This is a genomic window from Methyloceanibacter sp., assembly GCF_050728395.1.
Classification (GTDB): domain Bacteria; phylum Pseudomonadota; class Alphaproteobacteria; order Rhizobiales; family Methyloligellaceae; genus Methyloceanibacter.
The window spans coordinates 1-18,578 of record NZ_JBOHJB010000060.1; the positions used below are offsets into that span (position 1 = coordinate 1).

The window sequence follows — 18,578 nt, forward strand, 5'->3', positions numbered from 1 at the left end:
GCGCTCCGCGGTGCGTTCCACCACGTCGAAGATGGTTTCGCGGTTCTCATGGCTTGCGGTGATGTCGAGGAAGCAGAGCTCGTCGGCGCCGGCCTCGTCATAGGCCGCCGCGGCCTCGACGGGATCGCCGGCGTCGCGCAGATTGACGAAGTTGACGCCCTTGACGACGCGGCCGTCCTTCACATCGAGGCAGGGAATGACGCGAACCTTCAGCATGGCGGAGACTTACGCGTTCTCGCCGGTCGCGTCCACTTTCGCGCGGCGCGCTCTTACCACGCGCGCGATCCACACGATGAAGAGAACGATCAGCGCCAGCAGCCCTGCCATCACGGTCAGCGAAATGAACCACACCGATTGACTCAGGGTTTGCAGCAGGGGGCCGACATTGATGCCGAGCAACGTACAGGGGTGCTCTGAGACCTCGTTGAGATCGCAGCCGATCCGCGTTGCGACGAACCCGGCGGTGTATGTGATGGCGATCGGCGACAGCGCTAGCAGAATGGCGATCGCCGACCCGCGCAAAAAGGATCGTCCCGGCGAGACCGCCGGCGCGTCTACCGGGCGTCCGTCTCTTCGCCGCGAACGCGCGAAAACGACGAGGGCCGCCACGGCCCACACGCCGAGCAACACGAGACCTACGGGAATGCTGAAGTAGGAATACCAGATCAAGAAGCCGAGATCGTAAAAGGTCTGGCCGTAATCCTTGCCGCCGATCACGCACGGGATCACCCGGTTGAGATCGACCTGGCAGCCGAAGGCTTCGGCGACCTCCTGGCTTGCCACAGCGAGCAGCGCCGGCCCAAGCCCAATCAGCAGCACGACAATCAGGAGGAGGATGAAGACGGTGCGCAGGCGCATGGGCGCGGGTTCAAGCGTGATGCGGCTTCCGGCTCGCCGCGATCAGCGCTAGCGCCTCTGCCGGGTTGAGCCTGCCGTCGTAGAGCGCACGGCCGGCGATGACGCCTTCGAGCCTCGCATAGTCCGGATGGAGCAGGGCGCGCACGTCGTCGATCGAGGCAAGACCGCCACTCGCAATCACCGGTATCGACGTCGCCCGCGCTAGCGCCGCGGTGGCATCGAGATTGAGCCCGGCAAGCACGCCGTCGCGCGCGATGTCGGTATAGATGATGGCGGCAACGCCGGCGTCCTCGAAGCGGTGGGCAAGCTCGAGCGCGGTCATCTCGCTCGTCTCCGACCAGCCTTCCACCGCGACCTTGCCGTCGCGGGCGTCGATGCCGACGGCGATGCAGCCGGAGAGCTCATGCGCCGCCTTGCATACGAGCTTGGGATCGCGCACCGCGGCGGTGCCGAGGATCACGCGGACCACGCCCTTTTCCAGCCAGGCCACGATGGTGTCGAGATCGCGGATGCCGCCGCCGAGCTGCACCGGAATGTTGACCGTCTTGACGATCGCCTCGACCGCTTCGGCATTCACCGGCCTGCCTTCGCGGGCGCCGTTCAGATCGACCACGTGCAGCCATTCGAAGCCCTGCGCTTCGAAGCTTTGCGCCTGAGCCACCGGATCGGTGTTGAAGATAGTCGCCTGATCCATCTCGCCCTGGCGCAGCCGGACGCATTTTCCGTCCTTCAGGTCGATGGCGGGGAACAGGATCATGACGGCATTCCCTGCGCGGCTCTAGTAGCAAGTCCCCTCTCCCCTTGTGGGAGAGGGCTTTCCGCCGCGACCTTGCGCGCGGCGCTCTTGCGCCTCGCGTAGCGCAAGTCGCATGGCGGAAAGGGTGAGGCGTAGCTGTTATTTTGGACGCGGCTCCGCCGCTTACCCCTCACCGCGCGCCAAATAGCGCGCTTGCTCCCCCACAAGGGGGGAGCGGGGAGCAACTCGCGGCTCTCGAGCGTCACGGCTTCCATCGCAGGAAGTTCGCGATTAACGCGAGCCCGAGCTTCTGGCTCTTCTCCGGGTGGAACTGCGTGCCTGCCATGTTGTCCTTGGCGACGAAGGCGGTGATCGGGCCGCCGTAATCGGTGCTCGCCACGAGATCGTCCTTCTCTTTAGGGACGAGGTGATAGGAGTGCACAAAATAGGCGTGCAGCCCGTCTTCGCCGGTGGGAATGCCTTCGAGCAGTCTGTGCCCACGCCCCACCCGCAGCGTGTTCCAGCCCATATGCGGGACCTTGAGGTCAGGGTTCGAAGGCGCGATGGCACGCACCTCGCCCTTGATCCAGCCGAGGCCAGGCGTCACCCCATGCTCGAGCCCGCGCTCGGCCATGAGCTGGAGCCCGACGCAGATGCCGAGGAAGGGCTTGCCGCGCTCTTGCACGGCTTCCTCCAGCGCGTCGATCATGCCGGGGACGTCCTCAAGCCCCCGCTTGCAGTCGGCAAAGGCGCCGACGCCGGGGAGCACGATGCGGTCGGCATCGGCTACGTCCTCCGGGTGGGCGGTGACCTTGATGGCGAGCTCGGACCCTCCCTCCCGCGCGGCGCGCTCGAACGCCTTGGCGGCGGAGTGCAGATTGCCTGAGCCGTAGTCGATGATGGCGACGTGCATGGGCTTACGGGGTCGGGAACAGCCCGATCACCCCCTCTGCCTCGCCGCTTCCCTTTGGCGCCGGGATGCCGGCATTGCCTGGCCTCTCGGGCGGCGGCGGCCGCTCTCGTCCCTTTTCCTGCCGTGGAAGCCAGGTCTGGAGGAAGGAAAGCTCGGCGGCATCGCGGCCGGCGCCGATGGCCGTGCCCATTTGCGTATATCCCTGCCGCTCGAGCGCCGCGCCGCGCAGGTCGTTGGCCTCGAAGGCGAACAGCACGATGAGCGCCACGCTCAAGCATCCGAACAGGGTTTGCCCCTGGGCGTCGCTCGGGTCGAACACCCAGCCGAGCAGGGCGAACAGGGCCACGAAGGCGACCAGCTCAAGCCACATGCGCTGATAGAGCAGCCACAGCCCCGGCACCAACAGCGCGGGCCAGGAGAAGCCGTGCCTGACGAACACGAGCGCCTCGGCCCGTTCTTCGGGGTCTCGCGCTTCGCCTGGCGGCTCATAAACCGAATAGAGCGTCACGACACGTCACTGACGATGAGGCAGTTGGTTGCCCCGAGGCCTAAAGTTGGCCTTTGGTCGAGGGCACGCGGCTCCCCTGGCGCTCGTCGATGGCAACTGCCTGGCGGAGCGCGCGTGCGAGCGCCTTATAGCAGGTCTCGGCGATGTGGTGGCTATTCTCGCCATAGAGCGTCTCGACATGCAGCGTGATGCCGGCATGCTGGGCGAAGGCCTGGAACCACTCGCGGAACAGCTCGGTGTCCATCTCCCCGATCTTCGAGCGGGGGAAATCGACCTTCCACACGAGGTAGGGGCGCCCCGAGACGTCGATGGCGACGCGGGTGAGCGTCTCGTCCATGGGCAGATAGGCAAAGCCGTAGCGGGCGATGCCCTGCTTGTCGCCGAGCGCCTTTGCCACCGCCTGGCCGAGCACGATGCCGCTATCCTCGGTGGTGTGGTGCTGATCGATATGGAGGTCGCCTTTAGCCTTCAGGAAGATGTCGATCATCGAGTGCCGCGCGAGCTGCTCGATCATGTGGTCGAGAAAGCCGACTCCGGTCTCGACCGCATAGGTCCCGGTACCGTCGAGATCGACGGTCGCCGTGATCGCGGTTTCCTTGGTGCGGCGCTCGACGGTCGCGGTCCGCTTTGCTTGGGCTGTGGTTGGCTTCTGCATGGGTTCAGTCTAATGCCGGGCTCTTAACCAATCCCCTCACTCCTGAGGATGAGGGAGGGGGTTATAGCGCTTGACGAACGGCCCCGCCATGCCGATATCGCAGTGCAGCAATGAGCCACTCCTCCCCTGACACCTGGTACGGCACCACCATCCTCACCGTCCGCAAGGGCGGCAAGGTGGTGATCGCCGGCGACGGCCAGGTCACCCTCGGCCAGACCATCATCAAGGGCAACGCCAAGAAGGTGCGCCGCGTCGGCAACGGCAATGTCATCGCCGGCTTCGCCGGCGCCACCGCCGACGCCTTTACCCTGTTCGAGCGGCTTGAAACCAAGCTCGAGCGCTTTCCCGATCAGCTCAAGCGGGCTTGCGTCGAGCTCGCCAAGGATTGGCGCACCGACCGCTATCTCCGCCACCTCGAAGCCATGATGATCGTTGCCGACGCCGACGAGAGCCTGGTCTTGACCGGCAAGGGCGACGTGCTCGAGCCGGACGACAACGTCATGGGCATCGGCTCAGGCGGCAATTTTGCCCTCGCCGCCGCCCGTGCGCTGCTCGACTCCGATCTCGACGCCGAAGCGATCGCGCGAAAGGCCATGGCCATTGCTGCCACCATCTGCGTTTACACCAACAACGAGGTGGTCCTCGAGACCCTCGACTCGAAGCAATGAGTATCGGTTTGCGTAAAATGAGCTCACTATTCTCCCGCTCCCCCCTTGCGGGGGAGCACGCGCGCCTCTTTGGCGCGCGGAGGGGGGTAAGCATCGCAACGAGTCCTTCGTTTGAACCCCCCTCCCTATCCCTCCCCCTCAAGGGGGGAGGGGAGAGCTAGCGGCGAGTCCAGTCATGACCAGTTTTTCCCCACGCGAGATCGTCTCCGAGCTTGACCGCCACATCGTCGGCCAGCGCGACGCCAAGCGCGCCGTGGCCATTGCGCTGCGCAACCGCTGGCGCCGCCAGCAGCTCGACGATGAGCTGCGCGAGGAGGTCCTGCCCAAGAATATCCTGATGATCGGGCCGACCGGCGTCGGCAAGACCGAGATCTCGCGCCGCCTCGCCAAGCTTGCCGGCGCACCCTTCATCAAGGTCGAGGCCACGAAGTTCACCGAGGTCGGCTACGTCGGCCGCGACGTCGATCAGATCATCCGCGATCTTCTGGAGGCCGGCATCGGGCTCGTGCGCGACGCCAAACGAAAAGAGGTCGAGGCCAAGGCGCAGCTCAACGCCGAGGAGCGCGTCATCGACGCCCTGGTCGGCGCCGGCGCCAGTCTTTCCACCCGCGACAGCTTCCGCAAGCGCTTACGCGCCGGCGAGCTCGACGACCGCGAGATCGAGATCCAGGTCGCCGATACCGGCGCCGGCATGCCCGCCTTCGAGATCCCCGGCATGCCCGGCAGCCAGGTCGGCATGATCAATTTAAGCGAGGTGCTCGGCAAGACCTTCGGCCATCGCACCAAGCCGCGCAAGGTCACAGTGCGCGACAGCTTCGAAATCCTTTTGGCGGAAGAGTCTGACAAGCTGATCGACAACGACACCACGGTGCAGGAAGCGATCCGCAACGTCGAGAACAACGGTATCGTGTTCCTCGACGAGATCGACAAGATCTGCGCGCGCTCCGAACGCATCGGCGCCGACGTGAGCCGCGAAGGCGTGCAGCGCGATCTCCTGCCGCTGATCGAGGGCACCACGGTCGGCACCAAATACGGGCCGGTGAAGACCGATCATGTGCTGTTCATCGCCTCAGGCGCGTTTCACGCCGCCAAGCCCTCCGATCTTCTGCCGGAGCTGCAGGGGCGGCTGCCGATCCGCGTCGAGCTTCGCGCGCTAACCCGCGACGATTTCCGTCGCATCCTGACCGAGCCAAAGGCCTGCCTGATCAGGCAATACATCGCACTGATGGGCACTGAAGGCGTCGAGCTTGAGTTCACGCCTGACGCCATCGACGCCATCGCCGACATCGCCGCCGAGGTGAACTCAAATGTCGAGAATATCGGCGCCCGGAGACTTTCAACGGTGATGGAGCGCATCCTCGACGACATCTCCTTCGACGCCACCGACAAGCAGGGCGAGAAGATCGTGGTCGACGGCGCCTTCGTGCGCGGCCATATCGGCGACCTCGCCAAGAACGCCGACCTGTCGAAGTTTATTTTGTAGGGTGTCACGGCCAGTCTATCAGTTGGAGTGAACACAATGGCCAGCCCGGCGCCCAAGACGTCGGCGAAGGCGGCAAAGAAGGCCGCCGCCAAGCGGGGCGCTGCGAAGGCCGATATGGATCGGCCGGGGCGGCAGCACAGCCTGTACGCATTGTCGGAACGCATTTATTCGGGCAAGCGATGCTTCTATTGCGGCCAGCTGTTACGCGGCAGTCACACCCGTGAACACGTCTTCCCTCTGTGGCTTCAGAAGCGCTTCGGTATGGCTAACCAGTGTCTGACGCTTCTGAACGGCACGCAGATCCCGTACCGGCAGCTCACCGTGCCGTGCTGTCCAACGTGTAACAACGTACATCTTTCGAAGCTTGAGAAGCGGGTCCGGAGTCTGCTTTTCGAGAGCCCGATTGCAGAAGCCCGCCGCGATCTCAAGGACATCTATATCTGGGCCAACAAAATACTCCTTGGCATCGTCTACGCGGAAAGGCTGCTGCCGCTTAATCGGCGCTATCCAAGAGGCCGTGCGATATTGCCTCGCGAGATGCACGATATGTTCAACATGACGCACTTCCTCATTCAGGGTCTACGCTTTCCCATCAGGTTCACCGCGGAAGGGGAAGAGCGGATTCCGGGTTCCGCGTTCCTATTCGATCTTAAGTCGCCTAGGAATCAGGAGCTGCAGTTCGACTTCAAGGACAACCTCTTCGGATTGAGTGTTTCGCTAAGGCTCGGCAACCGCGGCATAGTCACGTTGAGTGATGGCGGAGCGATTGACCTCTCGGTCGGAGACCTGCTCAGGCGGGACGGCAAACGCAAGCTGCATCCGATCCAATTTGATGAGCTGGCGGCGAAGGCATTCTACAAGGCGACCCTGCTGAACCGCACTCCGAAATACATCATGACCGAATTCAATGGCGCGGTGGAGGTGATGCAGATGCCCCTGATGGGTCTCTCCAGCAAACCCGTCTTCGACGATTGGAATCAGACGGCATACGCCCACATGCTCTCAGTCCTAACAGGTTACCCCGTGGAGCGACTGAAGCCGGACGACACCGATCGTGTGATGACCTTCATCAGCGACGCGGAAGGTAACCCGGTCAACATTCCACTCGGGAGGTCAGCGAATCGTTCCCCCACCATGAACAAAGCGAACCGGCGAGGGAACAGCAAGAAGGCGACCATGAGCACGATAAAAAGGCGTTGCGCAGCGCTCACTCGCGGGTGAACTCATAGGCCTGACCATCCTCGGTGGAGAGGCGAAGCTGATCGAGCTTGCCGTCCTTGCCCATCTGAAACTGGGCAAATCCCCTCGTCATGTAGCCTAGATCGACGATTGGCCCGAACCGGCCAGTCGGCATGAGGCTGGCGAGGAAGACGTTGCCGTCCCAAGGCTCGAGCCTGAGTTGGGCGCCGGTCGCTCTCACCTCCATGACCAGCGCCTCACCTTGCAGTGTGATCTCGGCCTCGCCGAAGCTCGGATTGACGAACTTGCCGGCGAGCGGTGCGAGCGGCGGGAATGGCCGCGGATCGGCAGGCTTGGCAAACAGCTTGGCCTTGGTCTCGAAACTGGTTGTGGCCGGCACTCGGCTGTTCGCCACATGGTCGACTTTGGGATTGTCGAGAATCCGGTCCAAGATCCACATCGCGAGCGCGATCTGAAAGCCATTATCCGTGATGTTGGTAAGAATGACGACACCGACATTTCGGTCAGGGACCAGGCCGACGAAGGAGCCGAAGCTCAGCGCGTCTCCGTCGTGCCATAGGATGTTGCCCCCCGGCGTCGGATAGACGTACCAGCCTTGCGCGTAGGACGCTTGGTCGCTCGCCGCCACCATCGGCCTCCGCGTATAAGCGAGGTTCTCCGGCGAGACGACGCGGCGTCCCTCGAACGTGCCGTTGCCGAGCTGGAAGCGGACCCAGCGCGCCATATCCTCGACGTTGGTGTTGATGTCGCCCGCCCCGTCCAGGTGATAAGGAAAAATCGGCGTGAAAGGCACCTCGATCGAGCCTTGCGGCGTCCAGCGGTGGCCGTTGGCATGGTTGGCCGCCGCTTCGATGGCTTCGGCCGTGTAGGATGAGTCCTTCATGTCGAGGGGGTCGAGCAGCTCCTGCTGAAGCACCGCAGTCCAATCGGATACGCCCGCGGCTTTAGCCACGATCCGGCTGGCCAAAAGATGCGTGATGTTGGTGTAGGCGAAGGTCGTGCGAAAACTCGACACCGGCTCGACGTTGCGCAGCGAGCGGATAAGCGCCGCGTCGTCGAAGTCGTACATGGCAAGCATGTCGTTGACGAAGCCTGGAAGGCTGGAGCGCTGAGCGAGCAGGTCGAAGACGCGAAACTCGCGCGTCACCCAAGGATCCTTCAACTGGAACTCCGGATCGAGATCGACGACGCGGTCGTCCCACCGCAACTTGCCGCGATCGACCATGATGGCCTCGGTCGCGGCGAGAAACGCCTTGGTGGTCGAGCCGATCTGGAAGATCGTGCGCGTATCGACCGGCCCGCCACCGCTCTTGCTGCGTACGCCGAAGCCCTTGGCATAGACCAGTCTGTCGCCGGCAACGATGCCGATGGCGAGGCCCGGCACGTCAAACGCCTTCATCCCGCCGGCAACGTAGGGTTCCAGATCCGGACTCAGCGCCTGGATGCGTTCCTCCACGCTCGGTTGTGATTGCGCGCGCTCCTGTGCCCGCGTCTGGTCGGGTACGGCGACGCCGAAAAGTGCCACGACCATCAAGAGCCGAAGCGAGACGCCTAGGAGGCGAAATGAGGAGTGTGGTCCAACAGGCGATTGGATCGCCGCCATGACGTCCCTGCGACTTGGTATGCTCATCATGACAATTCTCCAATTCAAGCCAACCGGCGGGAGATTTAGCATCAACGCGGTTTCGGCGCCCGATCAGTATACCTAGCGGGGCGTCGCAGCCGCACATAGAGCGCGCCACCCCCTCCGAGGCGGCGCGGTGCTTGCGAGAAGCTCACCACCAACGCAGCGAACTCAGGGTCCGCCAGCCAATGCGGCACGGCGTTGCGCAACACGCCTCGCTCGTCCTCCTGGTAGAAGCTCTTGCTCGCAGCTTGGTCGACGCCCTTGCCGGTGATCACCAGCACATGGCGCAAGCCCCGCGCCTGCGCGGTCTTGAGGAATCGCCGGAGCTGGGCATGCGCGTCGCGCTGTCGCAGCCCGTGCAGGTCCAACCGCGCTTCGACCTCTAGCCGTCCCTTATCGAGCTGACGCGAAATCTGCCGGTCGAGCGGCTCGGCGCGCGGCACGTGACTTGGCTTTGGTGCCGACCTCAGCGCTGGCTTAATCGGACGGGGACCCTGCGGCAGTTTCGCCTTGGCGACCGGCGCAGCAATCTTGCGAGGTTTTGGTGCCGCCGTATTGCGGCCCCGCTTCAGCGGAGCGGCGGTCTCGACCACCTTCTTCCACAGCGCTTGGTCCTCATCGTCGCCTTGCCCGCCCACGCCTCACACCCCCGGTGCCGCGTTCGGCAGGAGCACGATGAACTCCGCCGGCGCCAACGTCTTGCCGGCGATGGCGCCGGCCTCGTCGCCGGAGCCCCAATAGATGTCGCCGCGCTCAACTCCTTTGATGGCGGAGCCAACGTCCTGCGCAATCATCAACCGGCGGAACGGCGCGCCGTCGCCCTTGAGCTCAGGCGCCTCGACGAACACCGGCAGCCCAAGCCGATGAAACGATGGATCGACGGCGAGGCTCCGCCCCGGCGTGAGCGACACGCCTTGCGCGCCGATCGGGCCATCCTCTCCCTGCTTGCCGTCGAGCAGGCGGAAGAACACATAGGACTTGTTCTCCCACATCAGTTTCTTGCCGCGCTCGGGATCGGCGCGAAGCCAGTCCTTGATGCCTTGCATCGTCATCGACTTCGGCTTGCTCTCCCCGAGCTCGAGCAGCTTCTTGCCGATCGAGGTGTAGGGATGGCCGTTCTTGGTGGCATAGCCGAGCCGCAGATGCGTGCCGTCGGGAAGGCGCACGCGGCCTGAGCCCTGCACCTGCATGAAGAACAGCTCGACCGGATCGAGATAGACGAGTTCGAGATCGCGACCGGCAAGCGCGCCCTCGTCGATCTCCTCGCGCGTGTAGAAGGGCACGAGCCCATCGTCGGTCTTGCGCATCGCGGTCAGCGTGCCGTCGGCGGAGTCTTTCGCGCGCGTCTCGTCGGGTCTGACCGAAACGAGATCGTCCGGGCGCCCGTAGGCCGCCACCGGGAACTTGTCGCTCTTCTTGGGCGCGCCGTCGATCTCGGGCTCGTAATAGCCGGTGACCAGACCCTTGTTCGGCGCGCCGACGATCTTGTGCGGCGTGTAGTGCGTCTCGAAGAAGATGCGCGCCGCATCGCGCGACACCTGGCCACGCGCCGCCAAATCCTTCGCCGCGGCGCAAGCCTCGGCCGAAGCGCTGTCGCGCTTGATCTTGGCGCAGGACCTGAGCAAGGCCTGAAACGCAGCAGCCTGGTCGTCGTCCTGCCAGCCCTGCACGTCGGCAAACCTCACCGGCGCGAAGCTGATGCCCGTCTCTTCCACGCGCGTTTCCCGCAGCAGCAGATAAATCGCGATGGTGGCAGCGATTGCGGCAAGCAGCAATGCGCCGGCTATAGCGCCGTAGATCGAGGCAGCGCCGATATGGGGGTCAGTTCGCCGACTCGGTCGCGACAAGCTTCCAGTTCGGGTTCTTGGAGGTGATGTCGCGCGCAAAGGTCCAGATGTCGGTGACCTCGCGCACTTTCTTCGGGTCGCCTTCCACCACCTCGCCTTCGGCGTCGCGCGTCACCGAGATGAGCTCGCTCACGAATTTGACGGTGACGTAGGCGGTGCGGTTCTTGACGTCGGACTCGATGATGTCGGTCTTGTTGATGCCGATGAGGTTCGACTCGACCTTCTCGCCGCGCGTCTCGCGCTCGCGAATGGCGCTTTCGAAGCCCTCGAACACCTCGGTGCCCAGGAGCTGCTTCAGCGAGGCTTCGTCGCCCTCGGCAAAGGACATGACGATCATCTCATAGGCGGTCTTGGCGCCGTCGAGGAACTGGCCGGGATCGAAGCTCGGATCGACGCGCATCAGCTGGGTGAGCGAGCGGGCGAGCGGGCTGTCCTTCGGCGCATGGCTGCCGAGCCGCGCCTCGATATCCTCAACCGAGGGCCCGGCGGCCTCCGGCAGCGGCGCCGAGCGGCCACGCGGCAGCGCCACCACCGGCTCGTTGGTTTTCGGCGGTTGAGGCCGCTTCTGATCCGGTGTCGCATAAGGATCGAAGGGCTGGCGCTCATTGCCCGTGCGCCGGCCGAGCACATTGCGCAGCCGGATGAAGATCACGACCGCCAGCACCAGAAACAGCAGAGTATAGATATCGAAGGCTTCACTCATCCTTGCCGCCACCCGCGTTGATGGTAGACCCGCGATAATTGCGGAACTCTCCAGGCTCATATTGGTTCGCACCTGGAGATTTGCTAGCGGGAGCCTCAGGCGTGTGGAACACAACCACCTCACCCATGTCGCGCAAGCTCAACTTAAGGCATTCACGGCACCTTAGCCAACCCCCAAAAAAGCCGAGAGCGAAATTCGCTAGCGGACGAGTATCATGCGACAGATTGCAGGGTCTGGGCATGCCATGCTAGCGAAGGGCCCTCCTCCAAGCCGGACCCAAGCCTCATGGCCAAGAAGACGGAAAGCCCTCAACCAGCAGGCAAGCGCCATGGCGACGGCCTGCCCGGAGGTGACGGCAAGCCCGGGGGCGAGGGGGCGGGCGCTCAGGCCGCGGCCCCTGAGGGCGCAGCACCAGCCGCCGGCCCCCAGCTCAACGTGCTCGGCCAATACATCAAGGACCTCTCCTTCGAGAGCCCGCACGCGCCGCAAACGCTGCAAAACCCTCCGCCAAATCCGCAGTTGCAAGTCACGGTCAATGTCAACGTCGCCAGCCAGTCGGAAGAGACCTACGAAGTGGTGTTGAATATCGACGTTCATGCCAAGAGCGACGTTGGCGTCATCTACAATGTCGAGCTGTTCTATGCCGGGCTTTTCCGCCTGCGCAACGTGCCCCAGAACCTGCTGCAGCCGGTCCTGTTCGTCGATTGCCCGGCGCTTCTCTTTCCCTTCACGCGCCGCGTGCTTGCCGACATCACGCGCGACGGCGGCTATCCACCGCTGATGCTCGACCCTATCGATTTCGCCAGGCTTTATTCGCAGAACCTTGGCCGCGGGCAGGGCCAGGCGAACAACTAACCGGCAAGCGCGAACAGCACCGGCCGCCACAAGGCGTCATCGCCGAGGCTCGCCACGAAGGCCTCATGCGCCAGCCGCTCCTCAGGCGTGAGACGCGGGGCAAGCGCAATCGGGCGCGCCCTCGCCCCCGAGGCGATGGTGGTGAGCAGGGCCGCAGAAGCGCCGTTCGCCGCAAATTCGAGGCGCGCCTGGTGGCCGCCCACGAGCTCCACATAGACCGAGGCCAGCAGGCGGCAATCGAGGAGCGCGCTATGCTTTTCGCGCTCGGAGAGATCGACGCCATAGCGCTTGCACAAGGCATCGAGGCTGCATGGCGAGCCTGGGTGCCTGCGGCGCGCGAGCGCCAGCGTATCCACCACCCGGTCCCAGCGAATGAGCGGGCGGGCGAGCCGCTCGAGCTCGGCATTGAGGAAGGCGAAGTCGAAGGCCGCGTTATGCATGACCAGCATGGCGCCTTCGATGAAGCCGATGAGATCGTCGGCGCGCTCCTGGAAGCGCGGCTTGGTCGACAGGAACTCGACGGAGAGCCCGTGCACCTCGTAGGCCTGCTGCGGCATGTCGCGCTCGGGATTGAGGTGGCAGTGCCACACTTTTCCGGTCGGGATGCAATTAATCAGCTCGACACAGCCGATCTCGACGATGCGATGGCCGGACGCGGGATCAAGCCCCGTGGTTTCGGTATCGAGCACGATCTCGCGCAAGAAGCATCGTTCCTTGGTTTTTAGAGGTTTCGCAGCCGCTCCATGACGCGGCCTTCGCGGCCCTTGAGCGACTCGATCAGTTTATCGATCTGCCGCCCCATGTCTGCCAACGTCGTTCCCGTGTCCACAACGAAGTCGGCGCGGGCGCGCTTTTCCTTGTCCGACAGTTGCCGCTTGAGCAGCGCTTCGAGCTTTTCCTGCGTCATGCCCGGGCGGGCGAGCACGCGCGCCCTCTGCACCTCTTCCGGCGCGCTCACCACGACGCTCACATCGACCCGAGAATGAGCATCCGTCTCGAACAGCAACGGGATCTCGAGCACGGCGAGCGCAGCACCGCGCTTCTCCGCTTTGCGCAGAAAATCGATCTCGGCCCTGACCACCATGGGATGAACGATGCCCTCGAGCTGCTTCAGCTTCGCAGGCGATCCGGCCACTTGTTGCGCGAGCAGCGCCCGGTCGATCTTGCCGCCGCGCACCGCGGCCGGAAAGGCCGCTTCGACCGCCGGCACGGCCTCGCCCTCATAGAGCCGGTGCACTTCGGCATCGGCATCGCAGACCGGCACGCCCCGCGCCCGGAAATGCGCAGCAGCAGCCGACTTGCCCATGCCGATCGAGCCGGTCAGTCCGATGACCAGCATCAGGACGCCCCGAGATGGGCGGCGACATGAGCGCGAAGCTCGGGCGTCACCTCCGGGCGCACCCCGAACCAGCGCTCGAAGCCCGGCACCGCCTGATGGAGCAGCATCCCGAGCCCGTCGACAGTGCGGTTTCCCCTCGCTTTTGCCGCGGCGAGAAGCGGCGTTTGCAGCGGGCTGTAGACGATGTCGGCCACGGTCGCATCCACGGGAAGCGCGGAAAGGTCGAGGTCGAGCGGCGGCTTACCGGTCATGCCGAGGCTCGTGGCGTTGACCAGGAGCCCGCAAGCACCGAGCGCCGTGTTCCGGTCCTCCCAGGGGACGACAACGACGCGGGAACCAAAGGCCTTGGCCAAGGCCTCGGCGCGATCCTCCGTCCGGTTGGCGAGCTGGATTTTCGTGGCACCTGCCTCGAGCAGCCCATGCAGGATGGCGCGCGCGGCACCCCCTGCGCCAAGCACCATCACCGGGCGCCCGTCCGCGTTCCAATCAGGCGCCTCGGCGGAGAGATGCGTCATGAAGCCATAGGCGTCGGTGTTGCTCGCATGAAGCAGGCCGTTGGCGTCGAGCCAAAGCGTATTCGCCGCGCCGATGGCGGTCGCGGCTTCATCCGGGCGATCGGAGGCGGCGAGCGCCGCCTCCTTGTGCGGCAGCGTCACGTTGGCGCCTGCATAGCCGCGTTGCCCAAGGCCCTTCAAAAAACCGCCGATCTCTTCCGGCCGCACCGCCTCTAGCTCGTACGCGCCATCGAGCCCGTAAAGCTTCAGCCAATAGCGGTGGATGAAGGGCGAGCGCGAATGGGCGACCGGCCAGCCGATGACGCAGGCGCGTTTCATGGCACCCTAGCCATCGATGGCGCCTTCGCGCCGAAGCGCCGCGAGCAGCGGCAACAGCGGAAGGCCGAGAATGGAGAAATAATCGCCGTCGATCTTTTCGAACAGCTGAATCCCGAGACCCTCGAGCTGATAGGCCCCGACCGAGCTCAGAACCTCCTCACCGGCCGCTGCGAGATAGCCGCCGATAAATTGCGGGGAGAGCTCGCGCATGAGGAGCGTCGAGCTCTCGCTATGCGCCCACACGGTTCCGCCCTTGCTGGCCAGCGCCACTGCACTGTGCAAAGTATGGCTCTTGCCCGAAAGATCGAGCAGTTCCTTTCGCGCCGCTTCCATGCTGTCCGGCTTGTTGATGATGCGGCCGCCAAAGGCAAGCACCTGGTCGGCACCGATGACGAAGGCCCCCGGCACGAGCTCGCTCACCGCCTCTGCCTTGGCGCGGGCGAGCACTTCGGCCACGTCCTGCGGGCTCAACGCCCCTGTGCTGCCGACCGCCTGGCGCATGATGTGCTCGTCGAGGCCAGGCGGTTGGACGCTGAAGGCAAGGCCTGCGGCTTCGAGCAGGCGGGCGCGCACCTTGCTCGACGAGGCGAGGATCAGCGGCGGCTTGCCGCTTTGCAGGAATTCACTCATGCGCGCCGCTCGGTCATGAAATCGAAAATCCAAACACGGACGAAGTCCGTCATTCGAGCACCGGCGCTCCGCGATCGTGATAGAGGCGCAGGATGGCGGCGGCGGTCTCCTCGATCGAGCGGCGCGTGACGTCGATCACCGGCCAGCCGCGCCGGGCGCAGAGCTGCCGCGTCTCGGCGATCTCGGCGGCGATCGCCTCGCGGTCGACATAGGCGTCAAGATGCGAGGCGGCATGTTCCAGCACGCGGTTCTGGCGGACTTGGGAGATGCGCTCGGCGCTTGCCACCAGGCCGACGACGAAAGCGTTGGTGCGCGTCTCGAGTTTCGGCGGCAGCGGCACGCCAGGGATCAGGGGCACGTTGGCGGTCTTGTAGCCGCGATTGGCGAGATAGATGCTGGTCGGCGTCTTCGAGGTGCGGCTGATGCCGATCAGGAGAATGTCGGCATCGTCGAGATTCTCCGGCAAATGGCCGTCGTCATGCAGCATGGTGAAGTTGAGGGCCTCGATGCGCCGGAAATAGTCGGCATCGAGCACATGCTGGCCCGCGACCGTCGGAATCGAGGACATGCCAAGATAAGACTCGAACACTTGCAGGATGCTTTTCAGCACCGGGACGCACGGAACGTTCAGCTTTTTGCAGGTCTGCTCGAGCTGCTCGGCAAGCTCCTGATTGATGATGGTATAAAGCACCATGCCGGGATTGGCCTCGACGTCCTTAAGCACGCGCTCGAGCTCGCGTTTGCTGCGCACCAGCGGGTGAATATGCTCGATGGCACGGGCTTGGGAATATTGCACCCGCACCGCCTTGGCGACCGCCACCAGCGTCTCGCCGGTCGCGTCAGAGATCATGTGCAGGTGGAAAGTGCGGGGAGCATCCATGGCGATGCCTCTGGATAACTGCGAATGATTAACGGAGCAACTGCCGGAGCACCCCCCGCTCATCCCTGGCCAAGCGGAACAAGGCGCATGACTTCTTCACAGATTCGCTTGTGTCGAGAAAATGACGCCTGCGAGACGGCCCGTCACAATACCTTTCCTCCTCCCCAAGCCAAGAAGGCTGCTCCCCACAGCCTATCCGAAATTCCTGCACAGCCGGCGTGGCTGCCTGGAATCCAGAGTCTTGCGGTCTTTCCCGCAAGACTCCTCCAGCCTTTGCCCACAGGGCGAATTTTCGGAGGTCAAACGTATGGGGCGGACGCGCTCTTTCTCTGTCGACAGACTGGTGACAGCGCTGAATGTCCGCTAATCACGCGCTAATAGAAGAAACAGAAAACTAATTTAAGACTCTCTTATGATGTTTTGAGAAAGCCATGTTGCGTCCACATCTGTCCCAAGACCGGCTCATCTCAGCTTTGAGCGGCAGGACTGTCGATCCACCGCCAATCTGGCTCATGCGCCAGGCTGGGCGTTACCTGCCTGAATATCGGGAGGTGAGGGCCAAGGCCGGCTCCTTCCTCGGACTTTGCCTTAATCCCGAGCTTGCCGCGGAAGTCACGCTGCAGCCCTTGCGGCGGTTTGATCTCGATGCGGCGATCGTCTTTTCCGACATTTTGATGGTGCCGTATGCCCTCGGGCAGAAGGTCGAGTTTGTCGAGGGCGAAGGCCCGAAGCTCGAGCCGGTGCGAAGCGCCGAGGGTCTGGCGAGGCTCGACCGGGCTGCGGCTGAAGCGCGATTTGCCCCAGTGTATGAGACCTTGCGGCTTGTGGTCACGGAGCTTCCGTCAGGAGTTCCGGTGATCGGCTTTTGCGGCGCACCGTGGACCGTGGCCACCTATATGGTCGAGGGTGCGGGTAGCAAGGACCAGGCGCAAGCAAGGCTTTGGGCCTATCGCGATGCGGCCTCTTTCCAGAGCCTCATCGATCTTCTGGTCGAGACATCGGTCGCCTATCTGCTCGGCCAGGTGAAGGCTGGAGCCCGCGTCCTACAAATCTTCGACAGCTGGGCTGGAAGCCTGCCCGAAAATGAGTTCGCCCGCTGGTGCAGCACCCCGACTCGGTCCATCGTGGCTGGTGTCAAAGCGGAAGCCCCTGACGTGCCAATCATTGGTTTTCCCCGCGGCGCCGGCGCGCAGGCTGAAACCTACGCGCGGGAAACCGGGATCGACGCCATCGGCTGCGACACGTCCATGCCGCTTTCCTTCATGCGCGAGACGCTGCAAGCGCGGCTGCCGGTGCAAGGCAATCTCGATCCGCTGCTGCTGCTTGCCGGCGGCGAGCCTATGGAGGCCCGCGTCACTACCATCCTCAACACGCTTGGCGGCGCGCCGTTCGTGTTCAATCTCGGCCACGGCATTCTGCCCGACACGCCGCCGGAGCATGTCGCGCGCCTTGTCGAGTTGGTAAAGGGCAAGGCCTAGCAATCGACATGCCGCTGTCCTATATCAAGGCCTTCCACGTCATCGCGATCATCGCCTGGATGGCAGGGCTGCTCTATTTGCCGCGGCTTTTCGTCTACCATGCGGCCAGCGCCAAGGGCTCGGAGCAGTCTGAGACCTTCAAGGTGATGGAACGGAGATTGCTCCGGCTCATCACCACGCCGGCCATGATCGCGAGCTGGATCCTCGGGCTCACCCTCGCCTTGTCCGGATTGATCGATTGGTCGGCCGATGGCTGGTTTCATGCGAAGCTCGCGTTGGTTCTTCTGCTCTCGGCCTTTCACGGCATGCTGGCCAAATGGACCAAGGACTTCGCGTTAGACCGCAATACGCACGACGCGCGTTTCTACCGCATGGTAAACGAAGTGCCGACGCTGCTCATGATCGGCATCGTGATTTTGGTGGTCGTGCGGCCATTTTGACCGGCCTTGGTAAGCCTGTTCCGCCCGCCCGTCTGGTCTGCTATAAGATGAGTCGCATCCGCTCCGGGAACGCCGTCGCGACCCGAAAAATCCTTGAAAAATTGGGTCAACCCGGCGCGGATCAGGCTTAAGTCCTGCCTCAAGCCCGAGGCAAATTCCCCCTTCCACGAAATGCCCGCATGCGTAACGCGTGTGGAACCCTTCAGAAATCAACCATCCCCCGTTTGGAGTAGCTTTGCATGCAGGAAATGAAACTGCAGGACCTCAAGACGAAATCGCCGACGGAGCTGTTGAGCTTCGCCGAGGAGGTCGCCGTCGAGAACGCGAGCGCCATGCGCAAGCAGGAGCTCATGTTCGCGATCCTGAAACAACTAGCCGCCCGTGACGTCGACATCACCGGCACCGGCGTGGTCGAGGTATTGCAGGACGGCTTCGGCTTTCTGCGCTCGCCCGATTCGAATTACCTCGCCGGGCCGGATGACATCTACGTCTCGCCGTCGCAGATCCGCAGGTTCGGATTGCGCACCGGCGACACGGTCGAAGGCCAGATCAGAAGCCCGAAAGAGGGCGAGCGCTATTTCGCGCTGCTCAAGGTCAACACCATCAATTTCGACGACCCCGAGAAGCAGCGCCACAAGATCCACTTCGACAATCTGACGCCGCTCTATCCCGACGAGTGGATGCAGATGGAGATCGATAAGCCGACGAGCAAGGACCAGACCGGCCGCGTCATCGACATCGTGGCGCCGCTGGGCAAGGGCCAGCGCGGCCTGATCGTGGCGCAGCCGCGCACCGGCAAGACCGTGATCCTCCAGAACATCGCCCACTCGGTCACCGCCAACCACCCGGAGTGCTATCTGATCGTGCTCTTGATCGACGAGCGGCCCGAGGAAGTGACCGACATGCAGCGCTCGGTGAAGGGCTG

23 protein-coding genes are annotated in these 18,578 nt (G+C 63.8%); 7 read left to right on the plus strand and 16 right to left on the minus strand.

The annotated features are described in order from the left end of the window. From ACREC7_RS11330 to hisB, 6 genes are all read right to left on the minus strand, one after another. A partial coding sequence (locus ACREC7_RS11330; protein WP_431555795.1) for a HisA/HisF-related TIM barrel protein occupies positions 1 to 216 on the minus strand: 216 nt, incomplete at its 3' end. Between the two features lie 9 nt (positions 217 to 225). Continuing rightward, positions 226 to 858 (minus strand): hypothetical protein, encoded by a 633-nt coding sequence (locus tag ACREC7_RS11335; protein WP_431555796.1) that lies wholly within the window; start codon positions 856 to 858, stop codon positions 226 to 228. A 10-nt stretch (positions 859 to 868) separates the two neighbouring features. Beyond that, a complete protein-coding gene (gene hisA, locus ACREC7_RS11340; RefSeq protein ID WP_431555797.1) occupies positions 869 to 1,615 on the minus strand; it encodes a 1-(5-phosphoribosyl)-5-[(5-phosphoribosylamino)methylideneamino]imidazole-4-carboxamide isomerase in 747 nt (248 codons plus the stop codon). A gap of 241 nt (positions 1,616 to 1,856) precedes the next feature. After that, positions 1,857 to 2,507 (minus strand): imidazole glycerol phosphate synthase subunit HisH, encoded by a 651-nt coding sequence (gene hisH, locus ACREC7_RS11345; protein WP_431555798.1) that lies wholly within the window; start codon positions 2,505 to 2,507, stop codon positions 1,857 to 1,859. 4 nt (positions 2,508 to 2,511) lie between these two features. Beyond that, entirely contained in the window at positions 2,512 to 3,015 is a 504-nt protein-coding gene (locus tag ACREC7_RS11350; protein ID WP_431555799.1) for a DUF2628 domain-containing protein, read from the minus strand. Between the two features lie 40 nt (positions 3,016 to 3,055). After that, positions 3,056 to 3,670 (minus strand): imidazoleglycerol-phosphate dehydratase HisB, encoded by a 615-nt coding sequence (hisB, locus tag ACREC7_RS11355; RefSeq protein WP_431555800.1) that lies wholly within the window; start codon positions 3,668 to 3,670, stop codon positions 3,056 to 3,058. A gap of 110 nt (positions 3,671 to 3,780) precedes the next feature. Here hisB and hslV point away from each other — a divergent pair, with 110 nt between their 5' ends. The 3 genes from hslV to ACREC7_RS11370 all read left to right on the plus strand — a co-directional run bounded on the left by hslV (position 3,781) and on the right by ACREC7_RS11370 (position 7,042). Next, the gene (gene hslV, locus ACREC7_RS11360; protein WP_431555801.1) at positions 3,781 to 4,338 is read left to right on the plus strand and encodes an ATP-dependent protease subunit HslV; all 558 of its coding nucleotides are present in this window, start codon (positions 3,781 to 3,783) and stop codon (positions 4,336 to 4,338) included. Between the two features lie 175 nt (positions 4,339 to 4,513). After that, positions 4,514 to 5,821, plus strand: a complete 1,308-nt coding sequence (hslU, locus tag ACREC7_RS11365) for an ATP-dependent protease ATPase subunit HslU (protein ID WP_431555802.1) — start codon at positions 4,514 to 4,516, stop codon at positions 5,819 to 5,821. A 36-nt stretch (positions 5,822 to 5,857) separates the two neighbouring features. Then, on the plus strand, positions 5,858 to 7,042 hold the full coding sequence (locus ACREC7_RS11370; protein WP_431555803.1) for a hypothetical protein: 1,185 nt from the start codon (positions 5,858 to 5,860) through the stop codon (positions 7,040 to 7,042). Here ACREC7_RS11370 and ACREC7_RS11375 read toward each other — a convergent pair. From ACREC7_RS11375 to ACREC7_RS11395, 5 genes are all read right to left on the minus strand, one after another. Further along, entirely contained in the window at positions 7,029 to 8,552 is a 1,524-nt protein-coding gene (locus tag ACREC7_RS11375; RefSeq protein WP_431555804.1) for a serine hydrolase, read from the minus strand. The genes ACREC7_RS11370 and ACREC7_RS11375 overlap by 14 nt on opposite strands. Positions 8,553 to 8,695: 143 nt before the next feature. Further along, complete coding sequence (locus ACREC7_RS11380; protein WP_431555805.1) at positions 8,696 to 9,286, minus strand: Smr/MutS family protein; 591 nt, start codon at positions 9,284 to 9,286, stop codon at positions 8,696 to 8,698. Between the two features lie 3 nt (positions 9,287 to 9,289). Then, positions 9,290 to 10,495 carry a murein transglycosylase A gene (gene mltA / locus ACREC7_RS11385; protein WP_431555806.1) on the minus strand — a complete coding sequence of 402 codons (1,206 nt, stop codon included), beginning with the start codon at positions 10,493 to 10,495 and terminating at the stop codon, positions 9,290 to 9,292. Further along, positions 10,470 to 11,198: a Tim44/TimA family putative adaptor protein gene (locus ACREC7_RS11390; RefSeq protein ID WP_431555807.1), complete on the minus strand. Its 729-nt coding sequence runs from the start codon at positions 11,196 to 11,198 to the stop codon at positions 10,470 to 10,472. Before ACREC7_RS11390 ends, mltA begins: the two co-directional genes overlap by 26 nt. Continuing rightward, complete coding sequence (locus ACREC7_RS11395) at positions 11,191 to 11,325, minus strand: hypothetical protein (protein WP_431555808.1); 135 nt, start codon at positions 11,323 to 11,325, stop codon at positions 11,191 to 11,193. The genes ACREC7_RS11390 and ACREC7_RS11395 overlap by 8 nt, the downstream gene beginning before the upstream one ends. Positions 11,326 to 11,483: 158 nt before the next feature. On the opposite strand from ACREC7_RS11395, the gene secB reads away from it, so the two are divergent. Then, the gene (secB, locus tag ACREC7_RS11400) at positions 11,484 to 12,053 is read left to right on the plus strand and encodes a protein-export chaperone SecB (RefSeq protein ID WP_431555809.1); all 570 of its coding nucleotides are present in this window, start codon (positions 11,484 to 11,486) and stop codon (positions 12,051 to 12,053) included. Here the strand turns inward: secB and dnaQ are convergent. The 5 genes from dnaQ to ACREC7_RS11425 are packed head-to-tail and all read right to left on the minus strand — an operon-like array spanning position 12,050 to position 15,735. Continuing rightward, on the minus strand, positions 12,050 to 12,754 hold the full coding sequence (gene dnaQ, locus ACREC7_RS11405; RefSeq protein WP_431555810.1) for a DNA polymerase III subunit epsilon: 705 nt from the start codon (positions 12,752 to 12,754) through the stop codon (positions 12,050 to 12,052). The two genes, secB and dnaQ, sit on opposite strands and share 4 nt — an antisense overlap. Positions 12,755 to 12,774: 20 nt before the next feature. Then, complete coding sequence (gene coaE, locus ACREC7_RS11410) at positions 12,775 to 13,392, minus strand: dephospho-CoA kinase (protein WP_431555811.1); 618 nt, start codon at positions 13,390 to 13,392, stop codon at positions 12,775 to 12,777. Beyond that, complete coding sequence (locus ACREC7_RS11415; RefSeq protein WP_431555812.1) at positions 13,392 to 14,225, minus strand: shikimate dehydrogenase; 834 nt, start codon at positions 14,223 to 14,225, stop codon at positions 13,392 to 13,394. The genes coaE and ACREC7_RS11415 overlap by 1 nt, the downstream gene beginning before the upstream one ends. 6 nt (positions 14,226 to 14,231) lie before the next feature. Then, entirely contained in the window at positions 14,232 to 14,855 is a 624-nt protein-coding gene (locus ACREC7_RS11420; protein WP_431555813.1) for a Maf family nucleotide pyrophosphatase, read from the minus strand. Positions 14,856 to 14,904: 49 nt separating this feature from the next. Beyond that, positions 14,905 to 15,735 carry a pyruvate, water dikinase regulatory protein gene (locus ACREC7_RS11425; RefSeq protein ID WP_431555814.1) on the minus strand — a complete coding sequence of 277 codons (831 nt, stop codon included), beginning with the start codon at positions 15,733 to 15,735 and terminating at the stop codon, positions 14,905 to 14,907. A 431-nt stretch (positions 15,736 to 16,166) separates the two neighbouring features. On the opposite strand from ACREC7_RS11425, the gene hemE reads away from it, so the two are divergent. The 3 genes from hemE to rho form a co-directional block, all read left to right on the plus strand. After that, a complete protein-coding gene (gene hemE, locus ACREC7_RS11430; RefSeq protein WP_431555815.1) occupies positions 16,167 to 17,213 on the plus strand; it encodes a uroporphyrinogen decarboxylase in 1,047 nt (348 codons plus the stop codon). An 8-nt stretch (positions 17,214 to 17,221) separates the two neighbouring features. Next, positions 17,222 to 17,653, plus strand: a complete 432-nt coding sequence (gene hemJ, locus ACREC7_RS11435) for a protoporphyrinogen oxidase HemJ (RefSeq protein ID WP_431555816.1) — start codon at positions 17,222 to 17,224, stop codon at positions 17,651 to 17,653. A gap of 239 nt (positions 17,654 to 17,892) precedes the next feature. After that, positions 17,893 to 18,578, plus strand: a 686-nt coding sequence (rho, locus tag ACREC7_RS11440) for a transcription termination factor Rho (RefSeq protein ID WP_431555817.1), incomplete at its 3' end; no start/stop codon positions are given.